We start from the raw sequence: 16,858 nt of genomic DNA on the forward strand, positions 1-16,858 counted from the left end.
CTGCTCTTTTTCAGTGGACCTGAAAAAAACATGAAAACAGTCCATCTGAAACTTTAATATGGAAAGCACATACATGAATGTGAATTGGAAATAAATAAATAGAATTAATTTGCAGAGATGGAGGAGCGAAATTGAAAGAAAATCAATCGGAAAAACTGAAGGGGACTGGTGAAAGTGTTGATTCCTTAACGAATCGTCAAGGTCATCCTGTAACAGATAACCAAAATATTAGAACAATAGGGAATCGGGGTCCATCCACGCTTGAGAATTATGATTTTATAGAGAAAATTTCTCATTTTGATCGTGAAAGAGTGCCTGAAAGAGTTGTACATGCTCGCGGAGCGGGTGCACATGGTTATTTTGAAGCGTATGGTAAAGTAGGAGATGAGTCCATTGCCAAATATACAAGAGCCAAGTTATTCCAGGAATCTGGAAAACGCACACCAGTTTTTGTTCGTTTTTCAACCGTTGCGGGTGCCGCGGAATCTCCTGAAACTGCCCGTGATCCAAGAGGCTTTGCAGTTAAATTTTATACAGAGGATGGGAATTGGGACCTTGTTGGAAATAATCTAAAAATATTCTTCATTCGGGATGCGATGAAATTTCCAGACATGATTCATGCTTTTAAGCCCGACCCAGTCTCTAATTTAAGTAATCCGGAACGAATGTTTGATTTTCTCTCTCGTACCCCGGAGGCCACCCATATGGTTACGTTTCTATTTTCCCCTTGGGGTATTCCTGCTAATTACCGTCAGATGCAGGGTTCGGGTGTCAATACATACAAATGGGTTAACAAAGACGGTGAGGCGGTGTTAATTAAGTACCATTGGGAACCGCTGCAACAAGGTATTAAAAATCTTACGCAAAAGGAAGCAGAAGCAATCCAAGCTAAAAATGTCAGCCATGCTACTCAGGATTTGTACGAGGCCATTGAGCGTGGTGATTTTCCGGAGTGGGAACTTTGCGTTCAAATTATGAGTGATGATGACCATCCAGAGTTGGATTTTGATCCCTTGGATGATACAAAACTATGGCCGACAGACAAATATCCGTTTTTAAAAGTTGGAAAAATGGTTTTAAACAAAAATCCAGAAAACTACTTTAATGAAGTCGAGCAGGCCGCGTTCGGTACAGGTGTATTGGTTGATGGACTGGATTTCTCGGATGATAAGATGCTCCAAGGCAGAACATTTTCCTATTCCGATACCCAGCGCTATCGAGTAGGAACGAACTATTTACAGCTTCCGATTAATGCGCCGAAAAAGCGCGTGGCAACCAATCAGCGCGGAGGCCAAATGTCCTATCATGTGGATCTCGCCCCTGGTCAAAATCCACATGTCAATTATGAGCCTTCCGTGATAGGAGGCCTAAAGGAAGCAGAGCAAATAGGTAAAGTCCATGAACCGCACTATAACGATAAATTGGTTCGTGAAAAAATTGACCGCACCAATGATTTTGGTCAAGCTGGAGAGACCTATCGTAGCTTCGAGGATTGGGAAAGGGATGAACTCATCGGTAATTTGGTAGAGGCACTTAAAATCTGCCGGCCTGAAATCCAAGATAAGATGCTTGAATATTTTACGAATGCGGATGAGGAATATGGAAAACGAGTCAAAGAAGGTTTAGCCCAAACAATGGAAGCGACCAAGGATTCCAGCAATACCAGTTCAGCAGCAGCAGATGAAGCAGCCCACAAAGCAAAACAGATGGGACAAGAAGCAGACCCTTATTAATTTTTATACCGTGGGGAAGTTCTTAAGGATTCTATTGAAACAATTATCATCAGTAATACCTAAATTCCGCATGAATATAAGCCAACTATTCCTAAAATAGAGTAGTTGGCTTTATTTATGACGTCGGAAATATCCTTCAAAGCTTCATCCGCTCATGTGTACTCTGTATCGACACCAAAAACTAGTTGTATTTACTGTTGTATTTCCAATTTGATGCTGATTTTTGATATTTTGAAGCAATAGTATAAAAGATGTTTTCAATTGAGATTTCTGCAATCCACATAATCTTCCAACCATACATATCTGTGTAGTGATGGAACAACCCTAATATGGTATAATATGGTTGTTGTTTAGGGGAAAGGTTTTTACTAGAAACCTAGAATTTGTCTGAATCACGATTGGAGGGGTACGATGATTAAATCTTTAAATGGTCAATTCATCTTATCAATTTTAGTTGCAATTTGCTTTATCTACAATTCTTTTAATTATATAAAGTTTACTGGTGAAGGAGAATTCCATTTTTCTCAATTTATACTTTACCTTGTGATGATTTTTTCAGTCTATAATGCAGGAATACTAACACAAAAATATATCAATCAAAGAAAAAGTAAATAAATTCTGATAATACAAGTGATAGTTAAAAGGGGGAAACACATTTATGATCCCTGCAAAAATAGATTCCATGTCAATCACTATGATTAGAGAAAAAAACGTGGAATCTATCGTTGATTGGTTCGATCAGCATAAACTATTATACTTTACACTTGGCTGGACCTATCTTAGGAATCAGCAGCAAATGGAAGAGCTTTTTTACCGGGCTATTATAAAAGTCCACAAGGAGTTGCCTCGATTTAATAATCAAACATCATTCGATACATGGGTTACATCCATTTTCATACATACCTGCCGGGAGCTTTCTCACGATGGAAGTTTACAAACTTTAGAGGAAAGTGAACCACGACAGGATTTATTTAAAGCCCTTGATCAGTTGAAGAAGTATGAGAAAGAAGCGGTTGCCCTTACATATATAAAAGGAGTCTCTCACGAGGAAGCAGCTCATCTTCTCCAAGTTTCAGTGGAAAAGATGAAAGAGTATTTGTTTTCTGGTATCCAGTCACTAAAAAAAGAAATGTGGTACGGGTCATCCTTTAATGGCTGCAAGGAGTACCATAGGTATTACATCGATTACTTAGAAAGAAACCTGGAACGGTCGAAAAAGATTGATTTCGAGATACATATTTATCATTGTCAAGTCTGTCAGGAGGATTTAACTGCCTTTCAGGATGTTATGTTAACGATGTTAAACCTTACTGAAAGGATGGAGGATTTCCGTGTTCCATCTGATTTCTTAGGGAACGTCAAAGCAAGGCTGGTTGAAAAAGAAAAGCACAGACAATTGAAGACCAAGAAACGGAGAAGAATAGGGATTGTTATTGCTGGTGTTTTAGTGTTGTTACTAGGTCTAGAAGTTTTTACAGGGACCATTACCAACCTCTACTATTATTGGACTGAAGAAAATCAAGAGTTGCGTGCCTTTTTGCAACATGACCTGGGTGATAGGCTAAACCTGGAAGCGGAAAGCGATGGGGTGAAAATTAGAATTAAAGGCGCGATTGCTGATGATGTTCAGACGCTTGTTTTTTATGAAATAGAAGATATGGATGAAGAAAACCAATATATGATGAATTACGATGATGGGGTTTTTGTGGAGAACGAATATGAAATCATGAGTCGTGAAACAAATCCAAGGTACTATCCACCTGACCTTAAATCGGATATAAATAATAAAGAAAAGAACGTGTATCAAGGAAAGATCAGTTTGCGGCCACTGACAAAGGATAACGGGACCATCAAGCTGAAGATTACAAAACTTCAGAAATTGTTACGTGATTCATCTGACAAGCATGGTTTTAATGGGTATGAGAATATGGAAAATGCAACAGGGGAGTGGAACTTCGAGATTCCTGTAACAAAGCAGTCCTCCATCGAATATGCGTTGGATGGAGAAACAGTTGTCGAGGGGATCCCAGTTCTAATTGATAAGCTAACCATTGCTCCAACAGCGACACTTCTTCAATATGCTATTAATAATGTGCAGCCAAAGAAGCGGATAGAAGTTCTTAATATTGACAATATCGAAGTGAACAATAAAAAATTGAAAGCTGATAGATATGGCGGCTCTTTTTTGGATTCACATCAAGACCTGAATTGGAGTACTTTTCAAACAAACTTTGCCCCACTTTATGGAGAAGAACCAAAAGAGATTAACGTTCAATTCGGATTTATTAATATAGCTGTTGAAGACCAAAAATCCATTGAGCTGGATGCGTCTCTGGAATACCCTCAAACCTTTGAATATGCAGGCAGTACAATCTCCATCGACAAGCTGGAAGATGGACAGCCTACCGTGATTGTCATAAGCAATAATGAAATCGAGAATCGAGCATTTGAGGCGCTTAACTTTAATATTGTGGTTGAGGATGAAAATGAGCTCAGCTCAGTGGAGATGAATTCTGAAGTAGTGATCGTTGATAAAAACGGGGTAAAATACGATATGAATGCTGTAACCCCTGTCTCATTTGAAGAAATCGAGCAGCCCCAATATTTCGCTACAGTTCAAAGCATGCGGATAGAAGGTAAAAAAGCTGGAGAGAAAGTGATTCCTAAGAATCTTGAAATTTATGGATATAATACAACGAAATATTTGGATGATGTTGTGAAGATTTCTTTGAAATAAAAATTATCGCTTACCTGTTTTGTCATACATATTTGCAGCTTCAGCCATCGAATAATCTAAAATCTCTAGTACTTCATTCGCAAGTTTTTGATCCATCAACAATCCCGCTTTAAACTGCAACACTGAATGGTCATAAGATAAGATTTTCTCCATAACAACGCTAGCGGTTTTATCATTTTTAGGGTTTGATGCCATATCTACCATTTCAGAGGTAACCAAGGCTCCATACATATCGCAGATACCCTCACAAAGTTTTCTCATTTTGTTCTCAAGTAACTTTTGAACTTCCGGCGTGAAGCTTCTGGTATCTCCCTTTATTTCTACATTCGTAGGAATCGCATTTCTAATTCCGTCTGTATGCATTTCTGTACAGGAAACAACAGCAGTATCAATTGGATTAACATGACGGGAAACGATCGTTTGCACTTGAAATAGCAAATAAAGAAAAAGTACGTAATGTAATTATAATTGGGGAGGACGAAGTAAAAAATAATAATTTTAAAATCAAAGATATGTTAACGGGTGAAGAAAGAACTGAAATTTTTCAGTTTAATAAATTGAATTAAAAATTCCTTCTGCCAGAAGGACGTTTCTGCTGGCTTTTTTAATTAAAGAAATGAATGAAAAAGGCCACGAGAACCGTCCTCGTGGCTATCCTATTATTTCAGTGTTGAGAGATACTCAATCCACCCGTCAAGTAGACAAAAGTGATCGGAATTGAATGTTTCGTTCCGTTTGTACCTATGTCAATGGAGGTACCAGTGAAACCGACTTTCCCAAGTTCAAAGTCTTTCAATTTCGCTCCTAGCTCGAATCCCCCTTGAATTTCTACACCTTGTTCCCGGGAATAATCAACTTCCATCGTAACCTTTCCATCATCCTTTTCTACGGCACTAATCGAGAGGACTATACGCTTTGCGTTGGCAGGAACTGAAAATTTTCCGGTACCACTAAGTAAAATTTCTTTAGGCGATATACGCTCTGATAAGTTTACGTTAAAAGCAGGTTGATTGCCTACTGCTGGAATTGTAACTTGGGATAACATGGCACGAGGCAAACTTGTTCTTCTGCCGCTAATAGTAATCGCATATTCTCCCGGTTCGAGTGGAATGGAGACTTTACCGATTCCAGCCGAAGAGTTGAACTCTGAAAATTCTTCTTGTTGACCACCAACCACAATGACATTAAACTCTCCATCTAACGGTTGATTGGTAATAGAATGGTTCATTTGAAAAATTAATTCCACGTTTTTATTAGGCTTGATTAAGTTTTGGGCTGCATTCTCTCTAATTGCATCACGTTGTTTTTTAGGAAAATATGTGGCTGCTTCTGACTGGCTTTTTGCAGCATCCGCTTCGGCTTTCTTGGCATCCGCTTCGGCTTTCTTGGCATCAGCCTCTGCCTTTGCTGCTTGAGCCTGCGCAGCTCTTTTCGCTTCAGCTTCCACTTTTTTACCTTCAACCTCGGCTGCAGCTTTATATATTCCAAGGTCGTATTCTTTCTGTTGGCGATCGAGATCGTTCATGTATTTTGTTTGAATCTCGCGCGCTTTGTTACCGGCTTCGGCAATCTCGATGGTATTGTCTGAGAGTCTTTTTAGCAGGTCTGAAACTTCTTGCCGCCCAGACATATCGCGGAAAATATCAGGTGTTGCTAGAAGGCTCATCGCTGCCGCTAGACCCGATGGATCAGGCGCCGATGACGGATTCACAATATTAACAAGAGATTGCGGAAACGGTGTAGGCATTGCATCTATTTGCTGTGGCTGCGGCTGTATTGGAGTGACCGGATTTATCCCAGTAGCCTCGAAAGGAATCGGATGTTCTTCCCATTTCCAAAATCTCGTGTTGTCGATCTCTTCTGAGATGTTGCAGTGACCGAGCTTGCCTTCAGCAAATACACCGCGCGTCGGAAGTGTGATTAATCGTTCAGACTTTGTTGATGCTAGTGCGACATGTTCAAGCATCTTTTTGCGGTCCGCTTCGCCCATGGCGTCCAGCTTGTTTTGTGCCCATTGCCGCCGGTTTGGGTCATTGCCGTTTAGGGCGGCAGAAAGATCGACAGCCAGCGTTTCGTCGATTTGCGTTTCCGTTTTCGCGAGGGGGTAGGCAACGTAGCTTCCCATCACCTCGAGTGGTGTAGGATCTACTTTGTCAGCATAGCCCTTTCCCTCCATTTGTATCGCAATGGAGCTTGGCTCAGTGCCTAGCAGCAGAACGCGATTGTAGTAGTCTATATTATTTTTGAAATGTGCGTCTAGCTTTTTTATCTGGTGTAACTCTTCCTGCGTTAAACTTTGCTCCGGATTGGGGATCCGCGGAATTGGAGCAGGGTGCGGGCCAGGCCGCTTAATGAATGTTACAGTGTTAGAGCTTCCATTTGTATCGAAATAGTAATCAACATCGCTGTTTTCGATTAAGGCGATGGCACCATTGGCATGAAAGCCGTTTATTGCTAGGCGATCCAGCCGCCACTCGTCAGAATCATACAATACAAACTCAAAGCCAACCAGATGTGACCACTTGACTTTGCCTGAAGCATAATCTTTTGGCACGGCAATAAACCAACCCATCGCAGTGTCGTTTAGGCGATTACCTATGTTGACATTGTCAGTTGGATTATGTTTTTCCCATAATTGAAGCAGAGGACGGTGTACTTGTTGTCCGTCCCAAATAATGAGGTTTGCCATAACCAACTCGTCAGTTTTATCTTTTAAGCCCTCTGCCGTTTTAAGTCCGATTTCAAAAAGACCAAACTCGATATCACCTTCCCAGCCGGAGGGTACTGATTCTTTTGGCTTAATCCCGTTCACTTCTTGGTATTCTTTGATTGCCTCTCTCTTTTCTAAAGCATCAAAGGCAGTCCTTAGTGTCGGATCCAGTAGCATCGGTTCAAACTGATAGCGGTAACTAATAAGATCCTCGTCAGTGAATTCCTTTTTTCTTTCCGGTAGCTGGATTAGTAAAGCAGGTCGTCTACGAATCCAATCAACCTCGACCCGAAAATGGCGGAGTACCTCGTAATAAAGAATTGTGAGCGTGTGACTATGGTTATAGTTGGTGAATGTCCTTGTCTGGATGCTCTCCTTCTCCTCCTGACGGGCTTGAATGACTACCGTCGAATTGATCTCGCGCTGGGCCGAGCTTGCTTGTGAGAAGGTGTCCATTAGTCGCTGAACGTTCTCTGCCGCTAGTTCACGACTTCCGTCCGTGGTTGCAGTTGAACCGCCGAGACTCCCAGTAACGCCAAGCGCGGCGCCAATCGGACCTAATGCGCCTGTCGCACCTGCCGAGATTGCGGTTCCGCCCATGAACGACGAGCCGTGCTGAAATTCTTTAAGTCCAGCTCTCATTATTTCGGTGATAGTGCGATCTCGATGGGTTTGATGCAGCAACTCCTCGGTCAGTTTGGTCTTTTCATCACGCTTTGTTAAATTGTCCCAGGACCAGTCTATGACCGCTAGCTTCACGTTCTCACCGGGTGCAAGAGGAAGGCTGTATAAAATTTCGCCTAGTGAATGACCTAGCTGGTACCAGGACACTTTGTACTCATCGACATAGGCAAACTTGCATTCACCGGGCAGTTTCAGGTCATCCGTCGGATCCGTTACACGCACTACTTGACGAAGGACGAATTCTTGCAGCGCCAGGTTCGCAGGCACAAGTTCCTCACAGCCGTCCTCTCCGACCAGCGTCTTTGGACTGGCGGCGAATGATGCGGGTGACAGCCGCCAATCGGTTAGCGCAGGATTCTGGAGCGCCCGTAGTCCCATATTGTTTAAAGCGGCAGGCATGACAGGGGCTTTGATCGACAAGCGAGCCACCACGGCATCAAAAGCAAAGCGTGCCTGCGCTAGTGCATCGAACCGCTCATCTTGTCCGTATGGCTGTACCCATATTGCGATTTTGAGCACCGAATTGGGATCGTTGCGGCGTATCTCGATTGCATCCGTCAGCATTTGGCGAACCTCAGGGCGCAGGCGTCTTAAATCGAAGGAAGCATAGCCAACATGGTCTGTCGTCAGTACGCCGAGGGGATCGGCCCATATGTAACTTGAATCCTCGGGCGTTTCCAAAAGAATGAGTCCGAACTCCTTTGCCGCTTGCTTAAGAGCGGTAATGATCAACGGTTCGAGATCAGATGACTTAATGTCGGTGTAGTGGTCGCGCCCGGCCATGTTGAGCACTTCCTTGAAAATGTACACAAATACATTTCTAGCTTTGTTAAAATCTTGAGTACGAAGCGCGTCTAGACTCGCCTTGTCTATCATTTTCGTCAGTGCTTGTGACACAGCCCGCTCTACCGAAGTGCGAATGGCAGCTGTAATTGATGGATCAATTTCGTTAAGTGCTGTATATATATGTTCGATGAATCGTGTCTCGGGAGGGGGTGATGGAACTATTTGTGGAATTGCGACTTCTGCATAAAGGGAAAGGTTTTTCGTGGGTTGACCAGTTACCGGATCGGTCACGAAAATGCCGAGGTGCGTTGGTTGTGAAAGCGGCCAAAGCGGCATAGCTTACCTCCAATTTAGAGAGCATATCTCTCATGATTTTATTTAATATCTTCACTGTCGCAAGAATCATGTTATCAATAGTTGAACAAATGAAGGGAGAATTATAATTTGATAATTTTGACAATTGTGATTATTATTATAATCCCCTTAATTCTCTTTGTAAACATCTTTTCAACTTAATAAACTTTGAGGGTCTTTGGTTGGAAAGCATGAAGGAAAAACATGCATTAATAATGATATATTAAAACAGTACTTTTTATTTTTGCGTGATTAATCACTCAGTTTTACCAAATATGGTAGATACATTTTTTCTAAATCTGTTAGAATTATAATTAATCTTAAAAAGCCCTTGTAGGAGACCTTTCCGCATAAGAGCTTATCCACCAGGGTTTATGTACATAATCATTTTTAATGGGCAAGGAAAGATAAATTGGAACAGTAGTTCATAGAAAAAATTATCAGAGGGAGTATTTAGCAATGAATAATCTGAAAGAAATCTTTTTGAAAAATAACTATAATATAAAAAAAGAAACAACAAAAGCTGTAGAATTTGAGAATATTTTTGTAAAACAAGTAGTTTATTTACTACCAAATCAGGAGATTTCAATTGTTTTAAATCCGAAAATAGTTGAAGGAAATGAAGAATTAGAAACTAAAAGCTTTAAGAAGTATCATAGTACTGCTTTAAAACAGTTTCCTAAGAAAAGGAATAAGGGAAAACAGCCAATCAATTATGGCTATTCTTTTAAATTTCAATCAGACAATGAATTAAATACTTTCCTTTCGAATTTTAATTCGAGATTTTGCGAATAAACAAAAAATATAACAAAATATTACTTTCCCTTAATCAGAGGTGCTCTGGTGGATTATTTTTACCAAACCTACCCGTTTGATGGAACCGTTTATTGCTTAACCGGTCATGTTGCTGCATGGTCGGTCTTTTTTTTATAAAATATGCGTGTATATACAAGAAATAATTTGTTCTATATCAATATTCAGTTGGAAATGGATAACGCCCCGTGTTCTTGTGGAAGTGGAAAAAAGTTTAAACTTTTTTGCGGGAGATAGAGGTTAAGGATTTTTGATTGTAGCGAGGAACTTTGAAGATTCAAATGGTTTTAAAACAGCAATTAGAGGGGACAAAAAATCTTATTGAAACATATGTTCCTGTGTTCGATTGAGTAGTATAATTTAAATGCAATAGAATAGGATTTCTCAAGGGTGGTCGGCACACTCCCAAATAGAAAGGGGGTGATGCTGGGTGACAGTTTTTGAAACATTAATGTTTGCAATTGGATTTGCTGGATTGATCGTAAGCATTCTGTCATTTAACCGAAAAAAATAACCCACCCTTGAGTTGATGGCTCGGGTGGATTATCCTGCCTACACGCCGATCCCCTGCTGAGGGAATCGTTTATTGCTGGACCGGACATGTTGCTGCATGTTCGGTCTTTTTATAATATACACTATACAGTTTATTATAACCGATGTATTAAAGAAACTATTTTAAAATGCATGGGGACGGTTCTTTTGCCTCATTTCTAGTGAAAGTGATTCACGAGAACCGTCCCCGTGCATCAATATGATATAATGTTATTTTAATATAATATATGAAATGCAAAATTTTTTCGAGGTGGACCGGTTTGACTGATAGAAATGTAGAAAAAGCCATAAATAATATGGTACACGGATTAAAGGAAACACAACGTACCATTCAGCAGAAACAGGATTTAAAAAACTGGAGTGAGATTTCTTTTCCTATTTCGTTAAGAGACGTCCTCATGCGTCTTTCAAAAGATGATTTAATTAAGATCAGGCAGCATTTGGAAATAAGTGGTGCTAGCCAGTTGAAAAAAGGGGAATTAGCTGAATTATTGAGTTCGAAGATTCTAACCATGCTGGAACAAACTTTCAAGAATATGGACTTCGAGCAATATAGCCTTGTAAAAGAAATCGTGGGTAATGGCGGATTTATTGAAGCGCCGAAAATTGAATCACGGCAGATTAGTTTTTTCCGTAACTACGGGATTGTTTTTACCGGCACGAATAACGCCAAAAGGATTTTGGTCGTCCCTGAAGAGATTGTTAAAAGTACGTTTTTCCAAGGAAATGACCAGCAAGTGCAATCGGTCTGTCGGAGAAATTCCGAATGGACTAAACTAACCCAGGGGCTTCTTTACTATTACGGAACAGCCGATATTAATGAATTAGAAGATTTGCTTAATCGATATTTGGAAGGACCAATCCAACTTGCAGATTATCTAAAAATCATTCGCCAAGCGAGATCCTACTATAACCTAATCCATATCGATTCTAAGGGATATTCGCATGAGAGAGTTTCTAATCCGGAAAAAGTAAAACAGGAACAACAGATGAGACAAAATCTGGAGTTTTATCCGTTTTCTAAAGAGCAGCTGCTAATGGCAGGTGAACCTGGTTATGTTGAAAGAAACGAGAGCTATACACAATTCGTTCAATTTCTAACTGGAAATTACGAAATCACGGGGAAAGAAGCAGACCATATAGCCGAAGAATGTGTTTATATGACTAACAATGACGTGAGTCCTAATCAAGTCATGCAATTTTTATCGGACAGACTGGAATTCCAAAATATTGACAACGTTAGAGCGTGCATGGATCAAGCTGTAGTCCTATTAAATAACACGAGAAAATGGATTCTTAAAGGTTATACCCCAGTGGAGTTGTCCCCCAAAAAGCAGCAAGCGTCAGCGCTGAAGCCAAATCAGAAAACGAATGTAGTTGATATTCATACAAAAAAGAAAGTTGGCAGAAACGCCCCATGTCCTTGTGGGAGCGGGAAAAAGTTTAAATTTTGTTGCGGGAGATAGGGGGTAGAAGTGATGAATGGGGGCGGTTCTTTTGCCTCATTTTCTTGCGGAAATGAGGCGCGAGAACCGTCCCCGTGCCTCTGAACGGTAGTTTAATCACCGTAATAATATTATTTAAACTAAAACCGTTTATTAAAACTCCCATTGTTAAACAATGAGAGTTTTTTAATAGCTTTGCCCATTTAGATGAACTATACTATTCTATATTTATATTTTTATTGTTTTGGCAGGAAATCACCGATTCCATTTGATAATATCGCTGTATCCCATGGATGCCAATAATAGGTGATACCATCAAACAGCAAATCATATTTATAGGCAATAGGTTGATCCGTATAAAAGACCATGTCATAAACAGTGGGATCACCTTTATCCATATTTGGCTGGAAATTTGGACTACTCTCACCTTCATTTAATACTTGAAGAAATTTCTTTATCTCTTCTGGGTTATCTATGTTTACCAATTTTTTTGGCCCTTCCGGCTGGTAGGCAAGATAAATCTCAATTCGGTTCACTTTCTCCATTGGCATATCTTTAAAGTGCCATTTATAATCGAAATCCTTTCTTGAATAATAAACACGATACCCATGAATATCACGGGGAGATTTAACGGCAATAAATTGTGGAACACCTTTAATCGCATAAATTTCTGTGCCTTTTTCATGAAATGCGGCATCTCCATTGCGAATTTTATAATTTGGATTCGTCACATTGTCCGCTACTTTGAACTTTACTGTCCCAATTTTATCTCCAAGGTACTCTTCGTCAGCCAAAACACCCGAGTAAATCCCATCGTATTCAATACCGTCCCATTTTAAAAAATCAACCCAATCAATTACTGCATGTCCATCAAATGGTGTAGACCGGCAACCTGTTAAGGCGAATATAATCAAAATAAAGATAGCCCAATTTTTCATAGTCAGCACCCCTTTTAAGATTAGACGAATTGATCATTAATTTTGTTTCTAAATGAGGTGTTGAATACCAAGGGGATTTTTATGAAGAAAATATTGAGATTATTTTTTTTTTAATACTCCCTTTTTCAAAAGATTAATTAGGGTCCCTTTATTCTTATACCTTTGATAAGCAATTAACCTATTCAAATCTTTAACGGTTAATTCAGTCGGGGCTATTGCCAATTCGAATTCGTCCTTTACTTTATCGATTAAAGAAAGGGCATACTCCACCTGTTTAGAAGTTAATTTATAATCATCTTCGCCGGCATTTTGTTTTTCGATGACTTTTTCCGCAACGACATTTTCAATAGTTGCTGCATGTTCTTTCAGTTTCGCATTAATTAATGCCTCGACTTCCGCTTGGCTGATGGGAGGTTCCTTTGGTTGAGGTGTAGTTTGTGTTGTCTTAAAAAATTTATCAAGGATTTCTTTAATCAATATTTCCACTCCACTTTCATAAGAGTTCTCATATTTATCAATTTTACTAGGATATATCTTCCATTCTATTATGAAATAAGTCCTATAGAAATGACAATACTTTTGTTGAAACATGGGGACGGTTCTTTTGCCTCATATTCTAGCAAAAGTGAGGCACGAGAACCGTCCCCATGCATCTTTTATTTAGGTCAATCGCACTATTTGTAGTATAATGGAGAAAATTGCAAATTTTGGAGCGGTTGTTATGGCGATTACGATTCCTGAAACTATTCGATCATCTGCCACGACGGGGGAACGGTTATTTTTTCGAACTTTAAAGACTTATCTTCCAGATGATTACATAGTATACTTCGAGCCTGAGATACAAGGGAAAAGGCCTGACTTTGTGATTATAGGTCCGGACCTCGGTATCGTTGTGCTGGAAGTGAAAGATTATACAAAAAATACATTATTTCAACTTAATCACGATGAATGGCATATTGTGACAAATTCCGGCGATCAGGCAGTCATCAAAAGTCCAATGAAGCAGGCCAGGGATAATATGTTCCATGTTGTGGATGTCTTGAAAAAAGATAAAAACCTGATTCAATTGGATGGAAAATATAAATTTCAATTAAAATTCCCGTATGGCCATGGTGTTGTTTTTACGAGGATGTTTTCCAAGGATTTTGTACAAGAGGGGCTTTACACGGTTATTGAACCACACCTTTGTTTGACAAGGGATGAAATTGACCCGGAGAAGGAAGGATTTTCTGAAGAAGTTCTAATGGAAAAGATCCTGAATATGTTTGTAGTACCGTTTCGCCTTAGGGAACCACTTTCATTAGAGGACATTAATGCTATTCGTTATCATCTATTCCCAGAAGTCCGGATTAGTGCTGAATTTAAAGCGCCTGTCCCATATCAAGATCAGCTTTTATTATCCTTACATGATATTAAGACAATGGATCTTCATCAGGAGAATTTGGCTAAACAGATTGGTGATAAGAACCGTTTGATACGAGGGGTTGCCGGGAGCGGGAAAACGATTATTTTAGCAAGCCGGGCGAAAATGTTGTCCAAGCAGAATCCTGATTGGAAAATCCTGATCCTTTGCTATAATATTTCACTGGCCAATGCCATCCAGCAAATGATTACCCACATGCTGAATGAACCGGAGGATTTGTTCGATTTTGATTCAAATGTAAAGACTGTGCAAAATCAAAACATCATTGTTCGTAACTTTCATTCTTGGTTAAGAAATGATTTAAAAATCAGGGAGCAGCAGCTGCCTGAAATCATCGAAAAAATAGAGAGGAAGGAAGCGATTCTTCCGACCTATGATGCTGTTTTGATTGATGAGGGACAGGATTTTGAAGCTGACTGGCTTCGTTTGGTCAGTTTGCTTATCAATGCCGATACCCAATCACTTTTATTAGTGGAAGATAGAGCGCAGACCATCTATAAACGAAAACGCTCTTACCTTCAAGACACAGGTTTGAGCTTTCAAGGACGTTCAAAGGTGTTGTCGATCAATTATCGAAATACCCAGCAGATTGTCAAGTTTGCCTGGGATTTCTACCGTGAACATTCCATGTTTAAAAATAAAGTAGTCAATCGTGATTTGGAAGGGGAAATTATTGCCCCGCAAAGCACAAAGAGAAAAGGACCAGAGCCCGGAATCCTAAAGGCTGCCAATTTTTTTGATGAGACGAGACTTGTGGCCCGACAAATTAAAAAGCTGCATGAAGAGCGAAAAGTATCTCTTGATGAAATGTTAATCCTATACCGGGTTAAACGAACTCATCAGTATCCGATCATTGATATTATTAAGCGTTCATTATCTGAAGCAGGTTTGCCGTTTTTCTGGATTACGGAAAATGATGTTTCCAAGCGTTCCTATAAAAAGGACGATGGCAAGGTTAAAATTAGCACTATCGACAGCAGCAAGGGCCTGGATTTTCGTGCTGTTTTTATTGTCAATGTGGATTCGATGCCTTTTCCACTCGAAGAGGATAAGGAGAGGGAGGTTTCGCTCCTTTATATTGGGATGACAAGAGCCAAGGAGTATCTTTGCTTGTCCTATTCGGGGGAATCGGAATACACGAAATATTTGGATCAAATCCTCATGTTAAGAAAGCAGAAGAGGGATGGTATGGAAAAGGTCAATTAATTTAAATATGTATAGGGAAGGTTCTTTGGCCTCTTTTTCTAGTGAAAGTGATGCACGAGAACCGTCCCCGTGCATCTTATTCAACCGTTAATTTTTCCACTTCACTAAAGCCTGCGGTCTTTTTAAATTTCATATTATGTTTGAAGTTTTGCATGGAATCAGAGCAGTCAATGTGTTCGAAGTTTAATTTGTTTAATGTTCTTTTATCGATTTTTACAGAAAGAATTGTCAGCTGTCTTTGATATCCTGTTATGGAATCCAATATCGTTTCAGTAGCATGGATATAGACTGTATCTAATGGTAGAAGAGCAAACATATCCCGAGCGATTCTTAGAACACAGCTGCAGACGTAATCCTGCTGGATATCAAAATATTTGCTCTTTGGCATAGGTTTTACAGATAATTTACCGGTTTTGGTTAATGATAGCTGTTCTTTTGGAACTACTGTATCACTGTGGACGTCAAACTCTATTTCCATTACTTTTGGATTTTCGGCGAAAAATTCAAATCCGCTGCCAAATTCGGTAAGGTCATCGAATGGTTCAAATTCTTGAATGACTTCGAAGTATGTATCAATATCACCCTCAATGACCTTTGTCGCTATTCTAACGTCTCTTTCCCATGAACGGTATTCCTCGTCATCTTTTTTTCTTGCTTCCATTACTTCTTTTTGCAGCTTTTCAAGCTCTTTCTCTTGATGTCCAAACAATTTTGTCACTAAATTCGGTTTGTAATTATGTAATTTTTCAATTGCGGCATTTTCATGGAGACCAATTTGTCCTTCATTTTTTCGAAAAGGCGGGTTTGTACTCCTCACTTTGATCCAATTTATCGGATCGTCTGCTTCCTTATGAATGGAATGAATTCGGTCCAATGTATTTTGATATGCATCAACCGCAAGAGCTGCTTGTTCTAGTTCATTTAGTCGAGCAGCTTCCTTTTGTCTTGCTTGGATTTCTCTTTGTCTACTATAAGCTGTTGTTCTGCTTCTTTTTCCACCGGTGGATGTGTAGTATATTCCTGTATTAGGAATACTTGCAGTCATTCTGCTCCCGCCTCTTGAATTAACACTATATCGTAATCCCTTTACACCGGCGCTTACCCCAATACTTTTAGAGCCAACATTCAAACGAATTCCTGGAGCAATCTTGAAACTTTTCCTAAAACCAAAGCCCATTGTAACATCCCTCCTTTTTACAAATTATATCAAAAAAGGGTTGCGGGGAAAAAGTCCTGATGGAACCACCGAAGATATCGTTATTAATTTAATAAATGAATTGAACCTTTGATAAAGCTGAATGTAAATTTCCAGATACTTCCTATTGATAGGTGGTGTCTGGAAATTTTTTTTTTAATCTATAAAATAAGGTTTCCAAACTCATGTTGGGTATTTTTATTAGAAAAGGTCTTTCATAAGAATAAAAACAATGTCGCATGAAAAAAATACCTATAGCTCCATAGAACCCAAGGGATTTTG

General features: G+C 39.6%; 12 protein-coding genes. 7 read left to right on the forward strand and 5 right to left on the reverse strand.

Translation table 11 applies throughout. From position 1 onward, the window contains the following. Nucleotides 1-131: 131 nt before the first annotated feature. From KHA99_RS22145 to KHA99_RS22155, 3 genes are all read left to right on the forward strand, one after another. A complete protein-coding gene (locus KHA99_RS22145; protein WP_213119628.1) occupies nucleotides 132-1,733 on the forward strand; it encodes a catalase in 1,602 nt (533 codons plus the stop codon). Nucleotides 1,734-2,144: 411 nt separating this feature from the next. Then, nucleotides 2,145-2,348: a hypothetical protein gene (locus tag KHA99_RS22150; protein WP_213119629.1), complete on the forward strand. Its 204-nt coding sequence runs from the start codon at nucleotides 2,145-2,147 to the stop codon at nucleotides 2,346-2,348. A gap of 43 nt (nucleotides 2,349-2,391) precedes the next feature. Beyond that, nucleotides 2,392-4,470 (forward strand): sigma-70 family RNA polymerase sigma factor, encoded by a 2,079-nt coding sequence (locus tag KHA99_RS22155; RefSeq protein ID WP_213119630.1) that lies wholly within the window; start codon nucleotides 2,392-2,394, stop codon nucleotides 4,468-4,470. 3 nt (nucleotides 4,471-4,473) lie between these two features. Here the strand turns inward: KHA99_RS22155 and KHA99_RS22160 are convergent, their stop codons facing one another. Further along, nucleotides 4,474-4,896 carry a hypothetical protein gene (locus KHA99_RS22160; protein WP_213119631.1) on the reverse strand — a complete coding sequence of 141 codons (423 nt, stop codon included), beginning with the start codon at nucleotides 4,894-4,896 and terminating at the stop codon, nucleotides 4,474-4,476. Nucleotides 4,897-5,134: 238 nt separating this feature from the next. Next, on the reverse strand, nucleotides 5,135-8,986 hold the full coding sequence (locus KHA99_RS22165) for a hypothetical protein (protein ID WP_213119632.1): 3,852 nt from the start codon (nucleotides 8,984-8,986) through the stop codon (nucleotides 5,135-5,137). Nucleotides 8,987-9,463: 477 nt separating this feature from the next. On the opposite strand from KHA99_RS22165, the gene KHA99_RS22170 reads away from it, so the two are divergent. The 3 genes from KHA99_RS22170 to KHA99_RS22180 all read left to right on the forward strand — a co-directional run bounded on the left by KHA99_RS22170 (nucleotide 9,464) and on the right by KHA99_RS22180 (nucleotide 11,835). Next, nucleotides 9,464-9,799, forward strand: a complete 336-nt coding sequence (locus tag KHA99_RS22170; RefSeq protein ID WP_213119633.1) for a hypothetical protein — start codon at nucleotides 9,464-9,466, stop codon at nucleotides 9,797-9,799. A 192-nt stretch (nucleotides 9,800-9,991) separates the two neighbouring features. Then, nucleotides 9,992-10,054 carry an SEC-C metal-binding domain-containing protein gene (locus tag KHA99_RS31610; protein WP_372447631.1) on the forward strand — a complete coding sequence of 21 codons (63 nt, stop codon included), beginning with the start codon at nucleotides 9,992-9,994 and terminating at the stop codon, nucleotides 10,052-10,054. Nucleotides 10,055-10,629: 575 nt separating this feature from the next. Then, nucleotides 10,630-11,835 carry a YecA family protein gene (locus tag KHA99_RS22180; RefSeq protein ID WP_213119635.1) on the forward strand — a complete coding sequence of 402 codons (1,206 nt, stop codon included), beginning with the start codon at nucleotides 10,630-10,632 and terminating at the stop codon, nucleotides 11,833-11,835. 215 nt (nucleotides 11,836-12,050) lie between these two features. Here the strand turns inward: KHA99_RS22180 and KHA99_RS22185 are convergent, their stop codons facing one another. After that, nucleotides 12,051-12,752: a hypothetical protein gene (locus KHA99_RS22185; protein WP_213119636.1), complete on the reverse strand. Its 702-nt coding sequence runs from the start codon at nucleotides 12,750-12,752 to the stop codon at nucleotides 12,051-12,053. Between the two features lie 99 nt (nucleotides 12,753-12,851). Next, the gene (locus KHA99_RS22190) at nucleotides 12,852-13,238 is read right to left on the reverse strand and encodes an ABC transporter ATP-binding protein (protein ID WP_307852132.1); all 387 of its coding nucleotides are present in this window, start codon (nucleotides 13,236-13,238) and stop codon (nucleotides 12,852-12,854) included. Nucleotides 13,239-13,473: 235 nt separating this feature from the next. On the opposite strand from KHA99_RS22190, the gene KHA99_RS22195 reads away from it, so the two are divergent. Continuing rightward, nucleotides 13,474-15,381 (forward strand): 3'-5' exonuclease, encoded by a 1,908-nt coding sequence (locus KHA99_RS22195; RefSeq protein WP_213119638.1) that lies wholly within the window; start codon nucleotides 13,474-13,476, stop codon nucleotides 15,379-15,381. Nucleotides 15,382-15,457: 76 nt separating this feature from the next. On the opposite strand, the gene KHA99_RS22200 is transcribed toward KHA99_RS22195, so the two are convergent. After that, nucleotides 15,458-16,558 (reverse strand): DUF4236 domain-containing protein, encoded by a 1,101-nt coding sequence (locus KHA99_RS22200; protein WP_213119639.1) that lies wholly within the window; start codon nucleotides 16,556-16,558, stop codon nucleotides 15,458-15,460. Nucleotides 16,559-16,858: the final 300 nt, after the last annotated feature.

Origin of the sequence: Neobacillus rhizophilus, assembly GCF_018343535.1 — a bacterium.
In the GTDB taxonomy this organism is placed as follows: Bacteria; Bacillota; Bacilli; order Bacillales; family Cytobacillaceae; genus Neobacillus; species Neobacillus rhizophilus.

Excerpts from the sequence above, each read along its gene's own strand:
- KHA99_RS22165 (WP_213119632.1), bottom strand. The coding sequence starts at position 8,986 with ATGCCGCTTTGGCCGCTTTCACAACCAACGCACCTCGGCATTTTCGTG.
- KHA99_RS22200 (WP_213119639.1), bottom strand. The coding sequence starts at position 16,558 with ATGGGCTTTGGTTTTAGGAAAAGTTTCAAGATTGCTCCAGGAATTCGT.
- KHA99_RS22155 (WP_213119630.1), top strand. The coding sequence starts at position 2,392 with ATGATCCCTGCAAAAATAGATTCCATGTCAATCACTATGATTAGAGAA.
- KHA99_RS22185 (WP_213119636.1), bottom strand. The coding sequence starts at position 12,752 with ATGAAAAATTGGGCTATCTTTATTTTGATTATATTCGCCTTAACAGGT.
- KHA99_RS22195 (WP_213119638.1), top strand. The coding sequence starts at position 13,474 with ATGGCGATTACGATTCCTGAAACTATTCGATCATCTGCCACGACGGGG.
- KHA99_RS22170 (WP_213119633.1), top strand. The coding sequence starts at position 9,464 with ATGAATAATCTGAAAGAAATCTTTTTGAAAAATAACTATAATATAAAA.
- KHA99_RS22150 (WP_213119629.1), top strand. The coding sequence starts at position 2,145 with ATGATTAAATCTTTAAATGGTCAATTCATCTTATCAATTTTAGTTGCA.